13 protein-coding genes are annotated in these 19331 nt (G+C 68.6%); 7 read left to right on the top strand and 6 right to left on the bottom strand.

Annotated features, from left to right (window positions below; genetic code table 11):
• The first annotated feature begins 11 nt into the window (after positions 1–11).
• The 6 genes from ABWL39_RS10505 (at position 12) to ABWL39_RS10480 (ending at position 5254) form a co-directional block, all read left to right on the top strand.
• Positions 12–548 (top strand): chemotaxis protein CheW, encoded by a 537-nt coding sequence (locus ABWL39_RS10505; protein ID WP_367790213.1) that lies wholly within the window; start codon positions 12–14, stop codon positions 546–548.
• A 20-nt stretch (positions 549–568) separates the two neighbouring features.
• Positions 569–1387, top strand: a complete 819-nt coding sequence (locus ABWL39_RS10500) for a protein-glutamate O-methyltransferase CheR (protein WP_367790531.1) — start codon at positions 569–571, stop codon at positions 1385–1387.
• Entirely contained in the window at positions 1384–1869 is a 486-nt protein-coding gene (locus ABWL39_RS10495; RefSeq protein ID WP_367790210.1) for a chemotaxis protein CheD, read from the top strand. The genes ABWL39_RS10500 and ABWL39_RS10495 overlap by 4 nt, the downstream gene beginning before the upstream one ends.
• A gap of 2 nt (positions 1870–1871) precedes the next feature.
• Positions 1872–2990, top strand: a complete 1119-nt coding sequence (locus tag ABWL39_RS10490; protein ID WP_367790207.1) for a chemotaxis response regulator protein-glutamate methylesterase — start codon at positions 1872–1874, stop codon at positions 2988–2990.
• Complete coding sequence (locus ABWL39_RS10485; RefSeq protein ID WP_367790203.1) at positions 2980–4206, top strand: EAL domain-containing protein; 1227 nt, start codon at positions 2980–2982, stop codon at positions 4204–4206. Before ABWL39_RS10490 ends, ABWL39_RS10485 begins: the two co-directional genes overlap by 11 nt.
• A 94-nt stretch (positions 4207–4300) precedes the next feature.
• Entirely contained in the window at positions 4301–5254 is a 954-nt protein-coding gene (locus ABWL39_RS10480; RefSeq protein WP_367790200.1) for an acyltransferase family protein, read from the top strand.
• Positions 5255–5261: 7 nt separating this feature from the next.
• On the opposite strand, the gene recD is transcribed toward ABWL39_RS10480, so the two are convergent.
• From recD to recC, 3 genes are read right to left on the bottom strand one after another with little or no spacing between them, the layout of a single operon-like run.
• Positions 5262–7193, bottom strand: coding sequence for an exodeoxyribonuclease V subunit alpha (gene recD, locus ABWL39_RS10475; RefSeq protein WP_367790196.1), 1932 nt, complete (start codon positions 7191–7193; stop codon positions 5262–5264).
• On the bottom strand, positions 7190–10855 hold the full coding sequence (gene recB / locus ABWL39_RS10470; protein ID WP_367790192.1) for an exodeoxyribonuclease V subunit beta: 3666 nt from the start codon (positions 10853–10855) through the stop codon (positions 7190–7192). Before recB ends, recD begins: the two co-directional genes overlap by 4 nt.
• Complete coding sequence (recC, locus tag ABWL39_RS10465; RefSeq protein ID WP_367790189.1) at positions 10852–14247, bottom strand: exodeoxyribonuclease V subunit gamma; 3396 nt, start codon at positions 14245–14247, stop codon at positions 10852–10854. The genes recB and recC overlap by 4 nt, the downstream gene beginning before the upstream one ends.
• Before the next feature lie 167 nt (positions 14248–14414).
• On the opposite strand from recC, the gene ABWL39_RS10460 reads away from it, so the two are divergent.
• Complete coding sequence (locus tag ABWL39_RS10460; protein WP_367790185.1) at positions 14415–15776, top strand: S8 family serine peptidase; 1362 nt, start codon at positions 14415–14417, stop codon at positions 15774–15776.
• Positions 15777–15972: 196 nt separating this feature from the next.
• On the opposite strand, the gene ABWL39_RS10455 is transcribed toward ABWL39_RS10460, so the two are convergent.
• From ABWL39_RS10455 to ABWL39_RS10445, 3 genes are all read right to left on the bottom strand, one after another.
• Positions 15973–16467 carry a hypothetical protein gene (locus ABWL39_RS10455; protein WP_367790182.1) on the bottom strand — a complete coding sequence of 165 codons (495 nt, stop codon included), beginning with the start codon at positions 16465–16467 and terminating at the stop codon, positions 15973–15975.
• A gap of 247 nt (positions 16468–16714) precedes the next feature.
• The gene (locus tag ABWL39_RS10450) at positions 16715–17881 is read right to left on the bottom strand and encodes a hypothetical protein (protein ID WP_367790179.1); all 1167 of its coding nucleotides are present in this window, start codon (positions 17879–17881) and stop codon (positions 16715–16717) included.
• A gap of 225 nt (positions 17882–18106) precedes the next feature.
• Positions 18107–19060: a LysR family transcriptional regulator gene (locus ABWL39_RS10445; RefSeq protein WP_367790176.1), complete on the bottom strand. Its 954-nt coding sequence runs from the start codon at positions 19058–19060 to the stop codon at positions 18107–18109.
• Between the last annotated feature and the right edge of the window lie 271 nt (positions 19061–19331).

Below are 19331 nucleotides of genomic sequence, written 5' to 3'. Positions count from 1 at the left end.
GGAATACGCCCATGTCCCAGCTTGCGACGCAGAACGGCAGGGCCGTCAAGGCCAAGGAGCAGGTACAGACGCGCCAGTACCTGACGTTCACCCTGGGAGCGGAGCTGTTTGCGATCCAGATCGAGCATATCCGCGAGATCATCGAATTTGGCGGCCTTACCGAGATACCGCTGATGCCGGCCTTCCTGCGCGGGGTGATCAATCTGCGTGGGGCGGTGGTGCCGGTGATCGACCTGTCGATCCGCTTCGGCCGCAGCGAGACGCAGATCGCGCGGCGCACCTGCATCGTGATCCTGGAGGTGGCGCAGGAAGAGGAGATGCAGCCGCTCGGCGTGATCGTCGATGCCGTCAACGAGGTGCTGACGCTCGACAGCAGCGAGATGGAGCCCAGGCCCTCGTTCGGCGCCAAGATCCGCGCCGACTTCATCGAGGGCATGTTCAGCCGCAACGACCGTTTCGTCATCACGCTCGACATCCATCAGGTGCTGTCGGTGGACGAGATGTCGGCGCTGATCGGCCTGACGCACGGTGAAGAAACCGCAGACTGAGGGGCTCCCCATTGGGTGCGATGATGCTGCCGCCATCCACGCTGTCCGACGAGGAGTTCCGCCTGCTGCGGCAGCTGTTCCACAGCGAGATCGGCCTGCACCTGTCGAGCTCGAAGAAATCGCTGGTCAGCGGGCGCCTGGTCAAGCGACTGGGGATGCTCGGGCTCCCCAGCTTCAAGGACTATTACAACCTGCTGATGGCGCCGGAGCAGGACGAGGAGCGGCAGCAGGCGATCGACCTGATCACCACCAACGAGACTTACTTCTTCCGCGAACACAAGCATTTCGATTTTCTGCGGCAGCAAATCCTGCCGAGCGCCGATCGCTCGCATACACTGAAGATATGGAGCGCGGCGAGCTCGACCGGCGAGGAAGCCTACTCGGTGGCGATGCTGCTCGAAGCGACGCGCGCACATCTGCCGTGGGCGGTGTTCGGCTCCGACATCTCGAGCCGCGTGCTGGCGGCGGCGCGCCGTGGCCTGTACCCGATGGCGCGCGGGGAAAAGATCCCCAAGGATTACCTGAAACGCTTCTGCCTCAAGGGGCTGGGGCAGTACGAGGGGCAGTTCCTGGTGCAACAGGAACTGCGCAAGAAAGTGGAATTCCGGCAGCTCAACCTGATGGGGCTGCCTTCATCCCTGGGCCTGTTCGACGTGGTGTTTCTGCGCAACGTGATCATCTATTTCGACCTGCCGACCAAGGCGCGCGTGGTGCGTGCCGTGGCCGAGCACCTGCGCCCGGGCGGCTGGCTGTTCGTCGGCCATTCGGAAAGCCTGCACGGCATGGACAGCGGGCTGGAGCTGGTGATGCCGTCGATCTACCGGAAGCGCGCGCCATGAGCATCCGCGTCTACCTGAACCCGGGCGAGGTCTATGTCGGCCGCCCCGACGAGCGCATCGAAACCGTGCTCGGCTCCTGCGTCGCCATCACCCTGTGGGATGCACGCCGCCAGATCGGCGGCATGTGCCATTTCCTGCTGCCCAGGCATGGCATGCCGCAGCGCGCTCCGGCGGCGCTCGACGGGCGCTATGGCGACGAGGCGATGGCGCTGCTGTGCGGGCAGATGGCGGCGCACGGTGCCGATATCGAAGGCTGCGAGGTCAAGCTGTTCGGCGGCGCGCGCGTGTTCGACCGCGAGCAGGCCGAGGGCGTCGGGCAGATCAACGCCGAGTTCGCCCGCACGCTGATCGCCGACACCGGCCTGAAGGCAATCAACCAGGATCTCGGCGGCCGCGGCTACCGCTACCTGCGATTTCAACTCGATACCGGCGACGTGTGGGTGCGCTATGGCGCCTCCATGCCGCAGGCGGTGCCGGCCTAGCCATGAGCATCAAGGTACTGATCGTCGACGACTCTGCCGTGGTGCGGCAGGTGATGCAGGAGGTATTGGGCAAGCACCGCGACATCGAGATCGTCGGCACCGCGTCCGACCCGTTGTTCGCGATGGAGCGCATGAAGACGGTGTGGCCCGACGTGATCGTGCTCGATATCGAGATGCCGCGCATGGACGGCATCACCTTTCTCAAGCAGCTGATGGCTTCGCGCCCGACCCCGGTGGTGATCTGTTCGTCGCTGACCGAGAAGGGTGCCGACGTGACCATGCAGGCCTTCGCTGCCGGCGCGATCGGTGTTATCACCAAGCCCTCGATCGGCCTGCGCGATTTCATCCAGGACAGCTCCGCCGACCTGATCTCGGCCGTGCGCGCCGCAGCTCAGGCGCGCATGAACCGGCTGCGGCCCGCGCCTGCCGGGGCCGAGCGGCCAGCGGCACGCCCCGGCGGCGTCGATGCGCTGATCAACGAGCGCATGGCGGCGCCCAAGCTGTCGGCCGACGCCATTCTCGATGCGCCGGGTGCGGCGCATCACCTGCCGACGACCGAGAAGATCGTGGCGCTGGGCACCTCGACCGGCGGTACCCAGGCGCTCGAGGTGGTGTTGACGGCGCTGCCGGCCACCAGCCCGGGCATCGTCGTCGTACAGCACATGCCGGAGAAGTTCACGCAGAGCTTTGCCAGTCGCCTCAACAGCCTGTCGCGCATCGAGGTGAGAGAGGCCGCCAGCAACGACCGCATCGTACCCGGCCTGGCGCTGATCGCGCCCGGCGGCAGGCATATGCTGGTCAAGCGCAGCGGTGCGCAATACTACGTCGAGGTGGTCGACGGCCCGCTGGTGAGCCGCCACCGGCCATCGGTCGATGTGCTGTTCCGCTCGGTGGCCAAGGCGGCCGGGCGCAACGCGGTCGGCTTCATCATGACCGGCATGGGCGACGACGGCGCGCGCGGGCTCAAGGAGCTGCACGGCACGGGGGCCACCACCTATGCCCAGGACGAAGCGAGTTGTGTCGTGTTCGGCATGCCCAAGGAGGCGATTGCACTGGGCGGCGTCAGCGAGGTCATCCCGCTCGACCGCATTGCCACAGTGATCGAGCGCCATGGCCGTTGATCCGCTCAACCCGCCGATCGACATCGTGCTGGTGGTCGACGACAGCCCGCTGCAGCGGCAGCATGCCGTGGAGCTGTGCCGCAAGGTGGGCATGGCCCAGGTATACGAGGCGGCGGACGGCGCCGAGGGGCTGCTGAAACTGGCCACCCTGCCGCACCCGCGGCTGGTGATCGTGGACCTCGAAATGCCGGGCATGGATGGCGTCGAGTTCATCCACCAGCTCGCCAAACATCATCTGCCGGCCTTGCTGATCGTGGCGTCGAGCAAGGACAGCACGCTGATCAGCTCGGTCGAGACCATGGCCCAGGCGCTCGGCCTGCCGTTGCTGGCCGCGCTGCAGAAGCCGCTGACCGAGGCGCAGCTGCGCGCCGCGCTGTTGCGGCACCGCGACACCCCCGGCCATTACACGCCAGTGACCAGCCCGGCGCCCGTGGCCAGCATCGCGGAGCTGGCCCACGCTATCGTGTCGCGGACGATCTCGGTGCATTTCCAGCCCAAGGTCGACATGAAGACCGGCATGATCAAGGGGGTGGAGGCGCTCGCACGCTGGCAGCACCCCGAGCACGGCTGGATTCCGCCCGTGCAGTTCATCCCGCTGGCCGAGTCGCATGGGCTGATCCACGATCTGACGCTCGAAGTGGTGCGCCAGGCCTTCGAGCAGGCCGCGGTCTGGAACGCGCATGGCCTCAAGCTGTCGGTTGCCGTCAACCTGTCGCCGCTGCTGCTGAACCGACCCGAATTCGTCACCGAGGTGGCCGAGCTGCTCAACGCCCACCGGCTGGCGGCCGAGCAGATCGTGTGGGAGGTGACGGAGAGCTCCATCGTGGCCGATCTCGGCATGTCGCTCGGCACGCTGGCGCGGCTGCGGCTCAAGGGCTTCGGGCTGTCGATCGACGACTACGGCACCGGCTTTGCCTCGATGCAGCAGCTGTCGCGCATCCCGTTCACCGAGCTCAAGGTCGACCGCTCCTTCGTGCATGGCGCGCACCAGCGCGAGCACCTGCGCGTGATCCTGCAGTCGGCGCTGGACATGGCCAACCGCCTCAAGCTGACCACGGTGGCGGAGGGCGTCGAGACCATGGAGGACTGGCGCCTGCTGCAGGCATCGAGCTGCACGCTGGGCCAGGGCTACCTGATCGCCAGGCCGATGGCCGGCGACGCCTTGCCCGGCTGGCTCAGGGAGCACAACGCGCGTCTCGCCGAGCTGCGCGCCTGACGCCGACGCGACTGCCCCTGCCCGGCAAAATCTGCGACACTGGCGATGACGCAGGCATGTCCGCCGCGTGTTCCAGGCAAGGAGTCGAGATTTCATGGCGTTTTCGCAGGATGTCAGCCGCAACTTCGAGAGCGCCAAGGTCGCATCCATCCTCATCGTTGCTGCCGGCCATTTCTTTCCGCCGTCGGCGTTCTGGATCGTCGTGTCGGCCGCGCTGTGCCTGTTCGGTTTTGCCTCGGGCTATTTCACCGCCCATATCTACGGCGCCACGCCGGCCGCCGGCCGCTTCATCGGCAACAAGCTGAGCCGGCTCGGGCCCGATCTGCTGGCGATCAATCTGCTGCTGCTGGTGCTGTTCCTGGTGCAGGGGCGGGCAGGCATCTTCAGCTGGCAGTCGCTGCTCGGCGTGACCGGGCTCAGCGGCTTTCTCAGCTGGTTCTACCTGCCCAACCCGAGCCCCTTCGGCGGTGGCCTATGGTATTTCACGCTGCTGTTGCTGTTCTACATCGCCTACCCGCTGCTGGCGCGCTTGCTGCGGCCCGGTGCGGGCGGCACCGTGGCGACCTTCGCCTTGTTGCTGGCGGCCTTCGTGCTGTCCGACCGCATCCGCTACGGCCACATGCTGTGGCTGACGGCGTTCTCGTTCTGTTTCGGTGTGGCTTATGTGAACCAGCGCTGGCAGGCGTCGGTGCGCCACAGCGTGCTGTTGTTCGTGGCACTGGCCGTGGCCGCCGCCATCGCGCGTTTTGGCTTCGGCGCGCCGGTGACCTCGCTCGTCGCGATTTCGGCGCTGGCGCTGTTCGTGATCCAGGGCCTGTTGCGGCTGCACCTGCCGGCCTGGGTGCACGCGCCGTTCAAGCCGTTTGCCGCCTGCGTGCTGGAAATCTACATCTTGCACACGCATTTCTTCATCCACCCGACGGGCTGGCTGGCCGTCGATTTCGCCGTCTCGCTGCTGCTGATCCTCGCCATCTCGCTGGTGACGCGCAAGCTGGCGGAGCGGCTGCCGACATTCGGCGCGCCGCGCGCGGCAGTCGGCAAGGCCTAGAAGCGGCTCAGGCCAGCCGGTCGCGCAGGCCGCTGGCGCGGCGCGTGCGTTTCTCGATGGCGATGCGCAGCACCGACGGCTCGGGCGATACCAGCGTGAAACGCTCGCGCGCACGCGTGATGCCGGTGTAGACCAGTTCGCGCGCGAGTACCGGCACCGGCTCGGGCGGCAACACCAGCACCGTGTGCAGGAACTCGGAGCCCTGCGACTTGTGCACCGTCATCGCGTAGGCCGTCTCGACATCGCGCAGGCGCGTCGACAGCACCGAGCGCACCGCCTCGCCCTCGAGGAAGTACACGCGCAGCGCATCGGGCCGCTGCGGGTCGGCCAGCGTGATGCCGATATCGCCGTTGAACACGCCGAGCCCGTAGTCGTTGCGCGTCACCATCACCGGCCGCCCCACATACCACTCGCCGCGGCGGCGGATCAGCCCCTGTGCGTCGAGATGCTGCTCGATCGCCTGGTTGAGCCCGCTCACCCCCCACTCGCCCTCGCGCACTGCGCACAGGATGCGGAAGCGCTCGAAGGCCAGCAGCACCTGGCGCACCCAGTCTTCGTGCGCGGTGGCGTCGGCCGGCGGCTGGCCGAGCAGCGACAGGTAGGCGCGGTAGCCGCCCTCGGCGCCGGGCCGGCCGGCCAGCGCGAGATCGAGCAGCGCGGCCTGGTGGGTGCCGGCATGCCAGGCCAGGGCCGGGTCGGCGCCGGCACGCAGGCAGGCCTCCGCCGCCACCGGGTCGCCGGCATTGACGGCCAGCGCGAGCGCGCCGATCGGCCCGCCGAAGCGGCGGCTCTTGCGCAGCATCACGGTCTGCCGGGCGAGTGCGCCACCATGGCCGAGAAAGGCGTCGGGCAGCGCATGGCCGGTGACGTTGGCGACAAACGCTGCGGTATCCGCATCGTAGGCACCGGTCTCGGCGTCGCGGCACAGGTCGCCGAGCACCGCGCCGGCCTCGACCGAGGCGAGCTGGTCCTTGTCGCCGAGCAGGATCAGCATGGCCTGCGGTGGCAGCGCGTCGAGCAGCGAGGCCATCATTTCGAGATGCACCATCGAGGCCTCATCGACGATCAGCACATCGACGTCGAGCGGGTTGCCCGCGTGGTGGCGGAAGGCCCGCGTGTCGGGCCGCGCGCCGAGCAGGCTGTGCAGCGTGCGCGCCGCACCCATGCGCGCCATCAGCGCGGCCAGCGGCAGGGCCGTGCCGACCTTGCCGGCCAGCGCCGTCAGCGCCTGGTCGATCGCCTGCTTGAGGCGCGCCGCCGCCTTGCCCGTTGGCGCCGCGAGTGCGATGCGCAGGCGGCCTGGCTCGTCGGCGAGCGCGAACAGCAGCGCCAGCAGGCGCGCCACGGTGTAGGTCTTGCCGGTGCCGGGGCCGCCCGTGATCACCGAGAAACCGGCGCGCACCGCGACGGCACAGGCGACCTGCTGCCAGTCCGGCCGGTCGTCGCCGGTATCGAACAGGCGGCCGAGCCAGTGCTGGATGGCCGCCGTATCCACCTCGCGTGCCATCGCCGCCCGCTCGCGCACCGCCCGCGCCACCCGCGTCTCGTCGCGCCAGTAGCGGCGCAGGTAGAGGCGCTGGCCGTCGAGCACGAGCGGTTGCGCGCAGTCGGCGAGATCGCAGTTCCACACCTGCGTGCAGACGGCGAGCGCACGGCGCCAGCCGTCGACATCGTCAGGCAGCGGCCCGGCGCTGGCGGCCAGGTCCTGCCAGGTCTCCGGCGGCCAGCCGAGCAGCGTGCCGGGCTCGCGGGCCAGTTCATCGAGCTGCAGGCAGCTGTGGCCGCGCCCTTCAAGCTCGGACAGCAGGGCGCTGGCGACGATCAGCGGTGGGCCCGCCTCGCCGAGCGAGGCGACAAAGCGCGCGAACGCGGCACCGAGGCGGCGCAGTTGGCCTGTTTCGGCCAGAGTGTCGAGATGGTCGAGCAGCGTGGTGTTCATGCCGTGGCCTCCGTCGCATCGCCCATCAGGCTGTCGAGTGCATCGAGCAGCGCCGTGTCGGCCGGCAGCAGGTGGCAGCCGTGCGTGGGCCCGGCGATGCCGCGCAGGAACAGGAACATCGCGCCGCCGAGCTGCCGCGCCGGGTCATAGTGTGCGCCGAGGCGGTTTTTCAGCAACCGGTGCAGCGCCAGCAGGTAGAGGGCGCCCTGCACTTCGTAGCGGTGGGCCGCCATGGCGTCGGCCAGCGCCGAAGCGTGATAGTCGGCATCGCCGGCGCCGAGCGCGTTCGACTTGTAGTCGATGACCCAGTAGCGGCCCTCGTGCTCGAACACGAGGTCGATGTAGCCCTTGAGCATGCCCTGCAGCTTGCGCACGGGCAGCGCGGGCCGGCGCCGCCCGTCGAGCAGCTTGCCGTGGCACAGGCGATCGAGCTCGGCAGCATCGAGACCATCGGCCGGGAACCAGAACTCCATCTCGGGCACGGCGTGGCGGATGTCGCTGAGCGCCGCACCGAGCGGCGGCAGCGGTGTCACCGCTACCTGTTTGATCCAGGCGATCACGTCCTCCTGGCGGTGTTCCCAGCCGGCGCGCTCGCAGCGGGCCGCGAGACGCACGTCGAAAGCTGGCGCGTGGACGCTGGCGAAGCCTTCGTGGCCCAGCCATTCGAGCTGCTCGTGCAGGAAGTTGCCGGGCAGGGCGCCGCGCGGGAAGCGGTGCCACGGCGCCTCGTCGGCGGTGGGCGCCGGCGTGGCGATCTCCGCATCCATGAGCTTTTGCTGCAGCGCGTGGATCGGCACCGGGAGGGCGTGGACAGGCGTGGCCATGGCGCGGGTCAGCGCGCTGAAGCTGCCGATGCCCCAGTCGCGTTCGAAATCGGCGCGGTACACCGGCGCGTCGATCAGCGGCGGGCGTGCCTCGATACGCGACAGCATGGTGTGGCCGACATCGCGGCTCACCGTCTCGATCGCGATATGCGGATTGCCGCCGCGCAAGGCATCGAGCGCGGCGGCCAGCTGGCCGGCCGCCAGCGCGGCGCCGCCGGTCAGCAGATAGCCGAGAGCCGATTCGTGCAGGCGGTTTTCGCCCTTCCTGCGCGCGGGCAGCGCGGCGATGCCCAGCCACAGCGCATGGCGCGGCCGCGTCAGCGCCACGTAGAGCAGCCGTAGGTCTTCCGCCAGGCGTGCCGATTCGGCCGCCGCCATGGCCGGCTCCGACAGCGCCAGATCGAGCCGGCGCTGACCCGTGGCATCGACATAATCGACGAAGCTGCGATTGCGGCGCTCGACCGGGCGCGCCGTCACCGCGAAGGGCAGGTAGACCAGCGGGTATTCGAGCCCCTTGGACTTGTGCACGGTGATCACCTTGACCAGCTCGGCATCGCTTTCGAGCCGCAGGATGCGCTCGTCGCCGGCCTCGCCGCCGCTCTCGATCTGCTCGGCGAGCCAGCGGATCAGCGCCTGCTCGCCGTCGAGCTGCTGGCTCGCGCCCTGCAACAGCTCGGCCAGGTGCAGCAGGTTGGTCAGGCGGCGCTCGCCGCCCGGCGTGGCGAGCAGCCGCGCCGGCAGGTCGAGCTCGTGGATCAGCCGGCGCAGCATGGCCAGCACGCCCTGGCGTTGCCAGCTCAGGTGCAGCGCCTTCAGTTGCTCGACGCGTGCTTCCCAGGCGTGATCGTCGCTCGCCAGCGCGGCCAGCGTGGGCAAGGGCAGGTCCGCGCTCGGCGTGGCGAAGGCGGCGCGCGCCAGACGGCCATCGAGCGGGTTTGCGACCGCCTGCAGCCAGCGCAGCAGGTCGGCGGCCTCCTGGCCTTCCATCACCGATTCCTTGTCCGACAGGTAGACGCTCGCCACGCCGCGCTGCTGCAGCGCCCGGCGCACCGCCTGGGCCTCGTTGCGGTCGCGCACGAGCACCGCGATGTCGGCCGGCTTGAGGCGCGTGAAAGCTGCGTCGGGCGCGTCGCGGCGGAAACCGACGGCCGCATCGTTGAGCTGCTGCACGATGTGCTCGGCGCAGCGCGCGGCGAACAGCCGGCGGTAGTCATCGGCCTTGAGGTCGTCGGCCGGCGCCTGCCACAGCGTCAGCGCCGGCTGCTCGCCCTGGCCATCGCACAGCCGCTCGGCGCGGCCGCGTGCCTGCACCGCCTCGTAGGGCAGCGGGTTGTCGCCGTCGCGGCGGAAACGGAAGGCGCCCGCCGCGTGGCCCGGCCGCCCGTCGGCACCCTCCGCATGGAGGAACACGCGGTTCACCGCCGCGACCAGCGGCCCGGTCGAGCGGAAATTGGTGTCGAGCACATAGTGCCGCCCGCTGGTAGCCCGGCGCGCGGCGAGATAGCTGTGGATGTCGGCGCCGCGGAAGCCGTAGATCGACTGCTTGGGGTCGCCGATCAGCAGCAGCGCGTGGGCTGGCTCGTTGTCGGCGACGCGGTAGAGCAGGTCGAACAGGCGGTATTGTGCCGGCGAGGTGTCCTGGAACTCGTCGATCAGCGCGACCGGGAACTGGCCCACGATGCGCGTGCGCAGGGCTGCGCCGTGCGGCCCTTCAAGCGCCGCGCGCAGCCGCTCGAGCATGTCGGCGAAGCCGAATTGCCGGCCCCAGCGTTTGAGTTCCGCCATGCGCGCGGCAATGCGGTGACTGGCGTGGGCGAGCAGCAGCGGCTTGAGCTCAGGCAGCGCCGCCAGCGCTGCCTGCAGCGTAGATACCGCGTCGAAATCGGCCGGCACGGCGAGGCTGACGCCCTTGCTGCAGGCGTCCAGCAGGCCGTCCGGGGCGAGGCGGTTCCAGGCGGTGTCGTTCAGTTCGGGCCGGGTTTGGGCGGGGTCGGCGGCCCAGCTGCGTAGCGCGTCGAACCAGCCCAGCGCGCGCTCCAGCTTGAGCTTGGTGCCGTTGAAGCATTTCGGGTTGTCCGCCAGCTGTGCGGTGAGCCATGCCTGCATGCGTCCGGCGCGCTCGACCCAGCCGTGCTTGAGCTGCGCGAGCGCGGCCTGCTGCTCGCGCCGGAAGCCGTTGATCAGCGGTGCGAGCGGCATCTCCGGCGGCGCCAGTTCCCCCGCGTGGTTCACCAGATGGCGCGTGGCCTGCGCGAGCGCGCCGAGATCGGACCAGCATTGCAGCAGCGCCGCCAGTGCCGGGCCGTCGAGACGGTACACCTGCTGGCGCCAGTAGTCGCGCACGGCATCGTCGAACAGTGCGGTCTGGTCGCTCAGCAGCGCTTCGTCGAACAGGTTGCCGCTGTCGAAGGCGTGTTCGCGCAGCATGCGCTGGCACCAGGCATCGATCGTGAAGATGGCCGCGTCGTCCATCGCCTCGGCCGCCAGCGTCAGGCGGTAGGCGGCCTGCAGCCGGGGCGTGCCGGGCGGGTAGGCGTCGATCAGCGCGGCCAGGAAGGCGTCGCCCTCGGCCTGCGCCTCGCCGCGAAAGCACTTCGCCGCCTCGACCAGGCGGGCGCGGATGCGGTCGGACAGCTCGCGCGTGGCGGCGCGGGTAAAGGTCATGACGAGGATGTCCGCCGGCAGCAGCGGCCGCGCGAACGCCTGCTCGTCGCCATGGCCCAGTACCAGGCGCAGGTAGAGCGCCGCGATGGTCCAGGTCTTGCCGGTGCCGGCGCTGGCCTCGATCAGACGCGAGCCGTGCAGAGGGAACACCAGCGGTTCAAGAATATGGCTCATGCCTCGTCCTCCGCGTCGGTGGCGATCGCCACGACGTTCACCTGTGCGAGCCAGTCGGCGAATGGCGCATAGAGCCGGCGCGACCATGGCTCCCAGTCGGGCTCGCCGCTCAAGGCCTCGAAATCGGGCCACAGCCGCGCGAGACAGGGCTCGGCCACGTCGCCACTGCGCTCGAAACCGCCGTCGTAGGCCTCCTGCGCGTTGCCGTCCCGCAGTACGGCCAGTGCGGTGGCGAGCGCGGTTGGCAGCGGCCGGCTCAGGCCCTCGCGCCAGCAGTCGATCAGCGCGGCGAGCGTGGCTCGGGCCTCGGGGGCTGGCAAGGGCTGCATCTCGATGATGGCGTTGCGGCCAAGCAGGTAGCCGCCGGTGTCGTGGCCGGCGGCGGCGCTCGCGAGCTGCTTGAGCCAGCTGTCGACGAGCTTGTCGGCACGCGGTTCGTCCTTGCCATTCATCGTCTTGCTCGCGGTCTGGGCGAGCCAGACGCTGCGCCGGCCGTCGCCATGCAGCCGGTCGAGCCAGTCGTCGAGCGTGATGCCGGCGTGTTCGAAGCTCAGCGGCAGCTTGCCGGTTTCGAGCGGAAAGCGCTCGCACAGCGCGAGCCAGGCCTGGCGCACCGGGGCCAGGCTGTGCACCAGTTCGTCGCGCCACAGGCTGCCGAGCTCGCCGACCGGCAGCAGGCCCGTGCGTTGCAGCCGTTCGGCGCGCAGTCGCAGCCTGGCCGGGATCTCGGCCGGCGTCTCGCGCTCGCCGCTGTCGTCGAGCAGGGTGTCGGCCATGTGGTAGTGCTCGAGCGCATCGAGGCCGAAGGGCTCGTCGTCCTCGCCGGCCACGGCATCGTCGGCGAACACCACGCCGAGGCGGCGGCGGAAGAAATACTGCACCGGCTTGCGGACGAATTGCGCGAGCTCGCCCAGCGTGAGCCGGAAATCCTCGTCCAGCGCGGCATCCGGCAGTGCGGCAGGGGCCGCGTCGGGGCCGGCGTGGGCGGCGCGCCATTCGCGTGCATAGGTGGTCAACCCGCCCTGTTCGAAATAGCGGCGGCTGAACGGCTGCAGCGGGTGCTCGGTGGTGAGCGTGGTGAGGTCGAGCTGCCAGCCCGCCGCGAGGTAGTCGCGCAGTTGCGACAGCAGCACCGATGGCGGCTGCACGCTGTTGTCGCGCTCGTTGCGGCCGGCCCAGCTCAGGTAGAGCTTGTCGCGCGCGGCCAGCACCGCCTCCAGCATCAGGTAGCGGTCGTCGTCGCGGCGCGAGCGGTCGCCGGGGCGCGCCAGGCCGGGCTGGATCAGCAGGTCGAAGTCGGCGCGCGGCGCGCGGCGCGGGAAGTCGCCATCGTTCATGCCGAGCAGGCACACCACGCGGAACGGGATCGCGCGCATCGGCATTAGCGTGCAGAAAGTGACGCCGCCCGACACGAAGCGGTGATTGAGCGTGGGCTCGTCGAGCGCGCCGAGCCAGGCCTCGCGCAGCACCGCGAGCGGCACCGGCTCGACGAAGCCGGCGTCGTCGCAGGCTTCGAGCCAGCGCTGCAGGGCGCCGTCGAGCAGCGCCAGCGTGAGCTTGTCGGCCTCGTCGTCGGCCGCGAAAAACGCCGCCAGCAGCTCGCGTGCGCGCAGGCCCCAGGTGGCCGGCGACGCCGGCTCGGCGAGCAAGGCCCGCCAGCGCAGCAGTGCCTCGACGAACAGCGCGAGCGAGCCGGCCAGCGCGGCATCGAGACCACCCACCTCGGCATAGGGCTCGATGCCGGCGAAGCTCGCCTCGCCGCCGCTGGCGTAGCCGAGCTGCATGCGGCGGATGCCGAACAGCCAGGCGTTCTGCTCGCCTGCCGCGCCGAGCCCGAGGCCCTCGCGGTGCGCCAGGTCGAGGCCCCAGCGCACGCCGGCACCCTCGATCCACTGGCCGAGCAGCGGCAGGTCCTCGGCGTCGAGGCCGAAGCGCGCAGCGAGCGCCGGCACGTCGAGCAGATCGCGTGCCTCGCTCTGCCGGCAGCGTTGCTGCGGCAGCCGTAGCAGCCAGTCGAGTGCAACCAGCAGTGGGTTGACGCTGCGGTCGCGCACGTCGCCGATCTCGAACGGCAGGTAACGCGCATCGTGCCGGCTGTACTGGCCGAACACGGCGCGGATGGCCGGCGCGAAGCACTCGATGTCGGGCACCATGACGACGATGTCGCGCGGCTTGAGCGGCGCCGCCTGTGGCTCGGCCAGCAGGCCGAGCAGACGGTCGTGGAGGATTTCGACCTCGCGCTGCGCACTGTGCGCGATGTGGAATTCAATCGAGCGGTCGGCTGTGGCCGGCACGCCGTGCGGGTGCTCGGCCAGCGGCCTGAGGTCGCGTATCGCCGCCTGCATTTGCGCCAGCAGCGTATCGCCATCGCCTTCGCTGAACAGGTCGATGCGCAGGTTGGCGAAGCGCCCGCGCGTGGCCTCGGCATCGTCGAAGGCATCGAGCATGCGTATGAAATCGCGCCCCTGGCGGCCCCAGCCCGCCAGTAGCGGGTGGCTCGCTGCGTGCAGCGCTTCGAGCGGGACGCAGGCCAGCTCCTGTCCTCCCTTGAGCTGCTGGCGCCTGCGCTCGCTCCTGAGCAGCTCGCGGCCGTCGATGATGTCGCCCCAGTGGTATTGGCAGGGGTTGGGCACGGCGAGGATGACCTGGGTGTGGCGCGCCAGCGCCGCCAGCGCCTCGAGCGTCTGGTGCGGCAGCGCGGAGATGCCGAACAGCACCACGCGGCGCGGCAGCGGGGCCACCGGCTGCTCGCCGCACTCGATGGCATCGACGAAGCGGCGGTGCAGGTGCGCGCGGCCCTTGCCGCGGGCCGCGTCGTCCATGCTGGCGAGGATGGCCCGCCACAGCCGTGCCTGCCAGCGCTGATCGGGCGCCAGCTCGATCACGTCGCCCTGTGCGCGCCTGAGCTGGTCGCGGCCTTGGGCCCAGTCGGCGAGCCAGTCTGCGCGGTAGACCTGGTACTGGTCGAGCAGGTCGGCCAGGCGGCTGGCCAGCTGCAGCCGGCGTTCGGCCTCGCCGTCGGCGAGGAAATGGCGCAACGGCTCGAAATCGGGCTCGCCGAGCAGGTCGGGCAGCAGGCGCATCAGCCGCCAGCTCAGCGCGGCCTTGTCGAAGGCCGAGCGGCGCGCCACCTCGGCCTGGCCGAACATCGCGCGGTAGCAATCCCACAGGAAACGCGCCGGCAGCGCGACGCTGGTCGCCGCGCAGATGCCCTGGCGTTCGGCCAGCGCGATCTTCAGCCACTCCGCCACACCGTTCGATTGCACTAGGAAGGTTTCCTGTTCCAGCGGGCCGAGCGGGGTCTCCCTGAGCCAGGCGAATACCGCGTCGCGCAGCAGTTCGAGCTGGTTGCCGTGCAGGACGATGAGGCCCGGGGTGATGGCTGGATTCATGTGTGGAAGGGGCGGTGGATGGCTGCCCGCATTGTGTCACAGCCGGCGCGGATGGCGCGACCGGCCTCCGTTTCTGCGCATGGTCGAATCCATTTGCCTGGGCGCGCGATTGGGACTACATCTGGAGCCGAACCCATCATGACCCATGATCGCCGCGGAGACCTGCCATGAGTGAACCAGCCTATCTGATCGTCCACCAGAAGGGCGCGTTCCAGCGCCTCAATGCCGCCTTCCAGCCGGATGGGCAGCGCCTCGGCGGCAATGCGCTGTACCCGCTGAGCGCGATGCGCTCGGTGCTGCCGGCCAGCGCGGCCAACGAGCTGGCGCGGCGCGAGCCGGGGCGCCCGCTGCTGCGCCGGCTGCAGCGCACAGCCGGGGTCGTCGAGGCACGCGCGGTGGCGCCGGGCGAGCTGGTCGAGCTGCATCAATGGCGCGAGGTGCTCGAACTGCCGACGCGCACCGCCGCCGCCCCGGCACCGGCCGTTGCCGCGCTGGTCGCCGCTGCGGACACCTTTGACTGGCACCTCGATGCCTGCCAGCTGCCCGCCGCGTGGGCGCTGCTCGGCGGCGTCGAGCACATCGACTATGGCGACGTGATCGTCGGCCACATCGATACCGGCTTCACCCCCCACCCCTGCCTGGGCTGGCAGGACGGCAGCAGCCCGTGGGTGCTGACCGACCGCGACCGTAATTTCTACTACGCCGAGCTCTACCCGACGCCCCACAATATCGGTACCTTCACCCCGCGCGACCCCAATTCGGCGGAGGACCCGGTCACCGGCCCCAACGGCGGCCACGGCACGCGCACCTCGAGCGTGCTGTCGGGCTATGCACCCGATGCGAACTACTACGGCGCCGCGCCGCGCGTGCCCCTGATCCCGGTGCGCATCACCAATTCGGTGTGGATCAACAACAACACCGACGGCCTCGCCGATGCGCTCGACTGGCTGATCGAGCGCGGCTGCCAGGTCATCACCATGAGTCTCGGTGTGGCGCTGCCGCCGGTGCTGCCCGGCAAGGTCACGCGGCAGATCGACCGCGCCTACGAGCGCGGCATCATCTATGTGTGTGCCGCCGGCAACCTGATCGACGCGGTGGTGGCGCCGGCACGCTACCCGCGCACGGTGGCGGTGGGCGGCACCACGCTCGGCGGCGTGCCGTGGTCGGGCAGCAGCCATGGCGCCACCGTCGATGTCAGCGCGCCGGCCGACCAGGTGCGGCGCGGCTCGGTGGATAGGGGAGGGCGTTTCGGCTACGGCCAGGGCGATGGCACCTCGTTCGCCACCCAGCTCGTCGGCGGCGCCGCGGCGTTGTGGCTGGCCCGCCACCGCGACGCACTGGCGGCCTATGCCGAGCCTTGGCAGCGGGTGGCGGCCTTCGTCGCCAACCTCAAGGCCAGCGCGAAGCCGCCACAGGGGGTGGCATGGAATGCCAACGAGTACGGCACCGGCATCCTGCAGGCCGCCGATCTGCTGGCCATGCCCTTGCCGGCCGCCGCCAGCCTGCAGCGCGATGCGGGCTCGCCCTGAGTGCTTTCGGCACGGCATGCCGTGTCCAGAGGGTTGGCCGGGCCGGAGCGCCCGACATGCTCGCTGCTTGGTCTCTTTGCTATCGAATGTAGCCGAGATGACGCCGGAGCGCTGCCGCCCCCGGTTTTTGCTGGCAACTAAGCGTCTGTTGCCAGCCAATTTTTCGTACGTGCCTACGATGCCCAGGTGAAGCGCGTTACAGGGCGTTCGCCTTCTTCTGCTGTTTGGCTGCGTTTTCGCTGTTCACCGCCTGGCCGTAGGCATCCATCAGGGGCTTGGTATCGATTTCGATGAACGAGTTGCCCTTTTGCAACGTGGCATAGCCATTGTTCATGAAGGTATCGATGCGATTGCTGACCGCCTGGTACTTCTGTGACAACGCCTTGTAGATGCCCTTGGGGTCCTTGTTCATGGTCAGGACGACACCTTCCAGCACGTCGGCCTTGTTGAAAATCAACAGTACCGTGTGGAGGCCGTCTATATCCAGTCCCGCTCCGTCAGCCTTCACCATGCGGCCGCCGGTATATTTGTTGGTCCCTTCCTGCTCCAGCGCCACCTGCTTGCCCAGCGCGGCCTGTGCTTGCGCGTAGGTCGCCGTGCCGACTTCCAGTCCTAGCGGGGTCGCATTATTGCCCGCCATTGCCAGGCTGGCGGCCAGCAACAGCAGAATCCCTGTCAGCCGTTTCTTCATGATATCTCTCCCCAATAGTTTTACATGTTGGCTGGCCGCGTCCACCAGTGCTACAGGCCGGCACGGCCCAATCAGCGGATGCGGGCATCGTTGCCATCGATGCGTCTGGCGCGTTGATGCCAGATGCGCATTCACCATCGCAGCGACGCCATGCCGCTGGCCGTGGCCGATCAGGCGGATGTGAATTCACCGGCCATTTCCCGAGAAATCAGCCGGTGAATCGATGCCTTGGCAGCAGGGCCGTGTCTTAATTCAGCGCGCCCACCGCGTCGTCCTTGCGCTCTTCGCTGAAGCCCATCTTGGCGATCACGCTGATCTTGCCCTCGCCGTTTACTTCCGTGCGGAAGCCGCCGATGCCGAGCACGCGGTCGAACAGCGTGACCTTGGCCTGGCTGTCGAGGTCGATGGCGTTGAGGTGGCGCAGGCCGTCTTCCAGCGCGAAGACCACGCTGCGGTTCGCCGTCTTGTACCTGCGGATGCGCCAGAAGTAGTGGCCGTAGTTGGGCAAGCCGCTCGTGTCATACAGCGACTCGGCGAATTCGAAGTTCGTGCAGCGCTGGGCGAAGCGGTTCTGCTGTACGCAGCCCGACGCCCCGACAGTCACGGACTTGTTGTCGATGGGGATATTGAGCGACACCGCCTTGCCCGTCTTGACGTTGAGCAGCTGGTAATCCTGCTTTTCCGTCACGCCGACCATGCTGCCCAGCGCCTTCACCGAATTGAACAGCTTCGAGGCACTGTCCTGCGCTTCCACCTGTTGGCGCCGTTCCAGCAGCACATAGCCGGTGCTGCCGATGTCGCCGGACTGGAAGGCGGCGATGTCGAAATCCTCCTGCCCGGCAAAGCTGGTCGCCCCCTTGCCGGTTTCATACAGAAAGCCGGTATTGCCGCGTCCCACCAGCAGGCCGGTGGAGGTCGGGATCAGGCGGTCGCCGACGAGCTTCTTGCCGGATGCCGTCGTAACCTGCCAATTGCCGGCGGCGCGGCTCGCCACGGCGATCGTTACCGGCTCCACGGCACCGCCGGCGCGCGCCATCTTGACGAGGTAGGACTGGCTGCTCTGCTCCACCAGGTAGCTGACATTGCCCGTCATGGCGTCGGAACCATATTTGACGATACGGCCTTCCGGGTCGATGAAGCGCTTGCCGTTGACGTTGAAACCGTCGCGCATGCCCTCGATGACCAGCCCGCTCGGCGCCTTGGGCCATGCTGCCAGCTGCGCCTCGGTGCGGCTCTCGATGGCCAGCGGCGCGGCCTGTTCCTGCTGTGGGTTGCCCTGCATCGCGGCGCTCCGCGTCACCAGCATCTGCAGCAGCATCTGTGGCGTCATGCCCGGTGGCAGATCCTCCGCCCTGACTGGCGACAGCATCGGCAGGCACAAGCCGGCAAGTAGAACCAATGGTTTCAAGCGCATCGTCATTCCTCCTGAAAAATCTGACTGCTTTAGTATATTCGATTTGACGAATATAAAAAGACAGGGGAGATGATCCACTTGAGGCAGATCAAAGCCGACCGGGCCGACGCCCCGCAATGCGAGCCGCTGGCCGGTGGAGAACACTGGGTGCGGAGAGGGGGGCCCGGCCCGTCAGGGTGAGAGCACATTGCTCTGCCGTAGGAAAACCTGTCGTCGTGTCGGTGCTTAGGCTGCGTAGCCTCTCAGCGCGGAAAGTGGTACGTGAAGTTCTTCCAGCCTGGCAAGGCGCTCCAGCAGATACTCCACCGTCACCCTGACGCGCGGCGCCAGCAGTGCGCGGTGCGGATATTGCAGGGTCATCTCGAAGCTGCCGGGATGGTGGGCATCCAGCAACAGGAGTTTGAGCCGCCCGGCCAGCAGGTGTCGCCAGACATGATGCACGCCGACCTCGGCAATGCCGACGCCGGCGACGGCAGACTCGGCAAGCGTCTCGGGTGACGACAGGGTCATCACCGCGTTGTCGGTATTCAAGGTGATGATGCTGTCGTCTGCCGCCCGGAAATTCCACGCCAATACACGGCCACCGAGAAAACGTCGTGTCAGCAAGCGGTGCCGGGCCAGATCCTCCGGCGTGCGCGGCACACCGTAATGTGCCAGATAGGCCGGGGCGGCAACCAATACCAGATGGAACTGGCACACCGGACGCGATACCAGTGACGAGTCCACGATGCGCCCACCGCGCAGGGCCAGGTCGTAGCCATCGTGGATCAGATTGACGAGTCGGTCGTCGAAATCCACTTCCACTGTGAGTCCCGGATACGTCTCGAGCAGCCCAGGCAGGATCGGCGCCAGCTGGTCGCGGCCAAAGTCCACGCTGGTTGAAATGCGCACCTTACCGCTGGGTGTCGCGCGGTACGCAATGGCCGCATCGGTTGCCGCGTCCAGTGCCTCCAGCGCGATACGGGCCTGGCGCAGGAAGGCGCTGCCTTCCTCGGTCAGGCTCAGGGTGCGTGTCGTCCGGTTCATCAGCCGCACGCCGAGTGCTTTTTCGAGCCCGGCGACGTTCTTGCTGGCCGCGGCCGACGAAATCCCCTGCGCCCGCGCGCCGCCCGCGAAGCTGCCGGCGTCGGCGACGTGAATGAAGGACAGGATGGCGCGTACGCGTTGCGAGGAATCCATGGCGTGTTCCCGATTCGGGGGTTCGATTATCAACTTCAGGTTTATGAATCATAAACCACACGTGCCGTTCCAGTAATCAATGCCATTGCCCAGAATGCAGCCATCGCAATGTCGTGCAGGGACTTCCGCCATGCTCAACTTTGATGACCAGAAGCCGACCCGCATCGTTTTCGGCAAGGAAACGGTGCCTTCACTGGACAAGCTTGTCCCACCCGATTCGGCGAGCGCGGCGCGATGACGCCGGCCGTGAGCCGCCAGATATTCGCAGCCA

The organism is Chitinivorax sp. PXF-14, assembly GCF_040812015.1.
Lineage (GTDB): Bacteria > Pseudomonadota > Gammaproteobacteria > Burkholderiales > SCOH01 > JBFNXJ01.
Note: the sequence above shows the minus strand (reverse complement) of the source record. Positions and strands in the feature narration are given on the sequence as shown.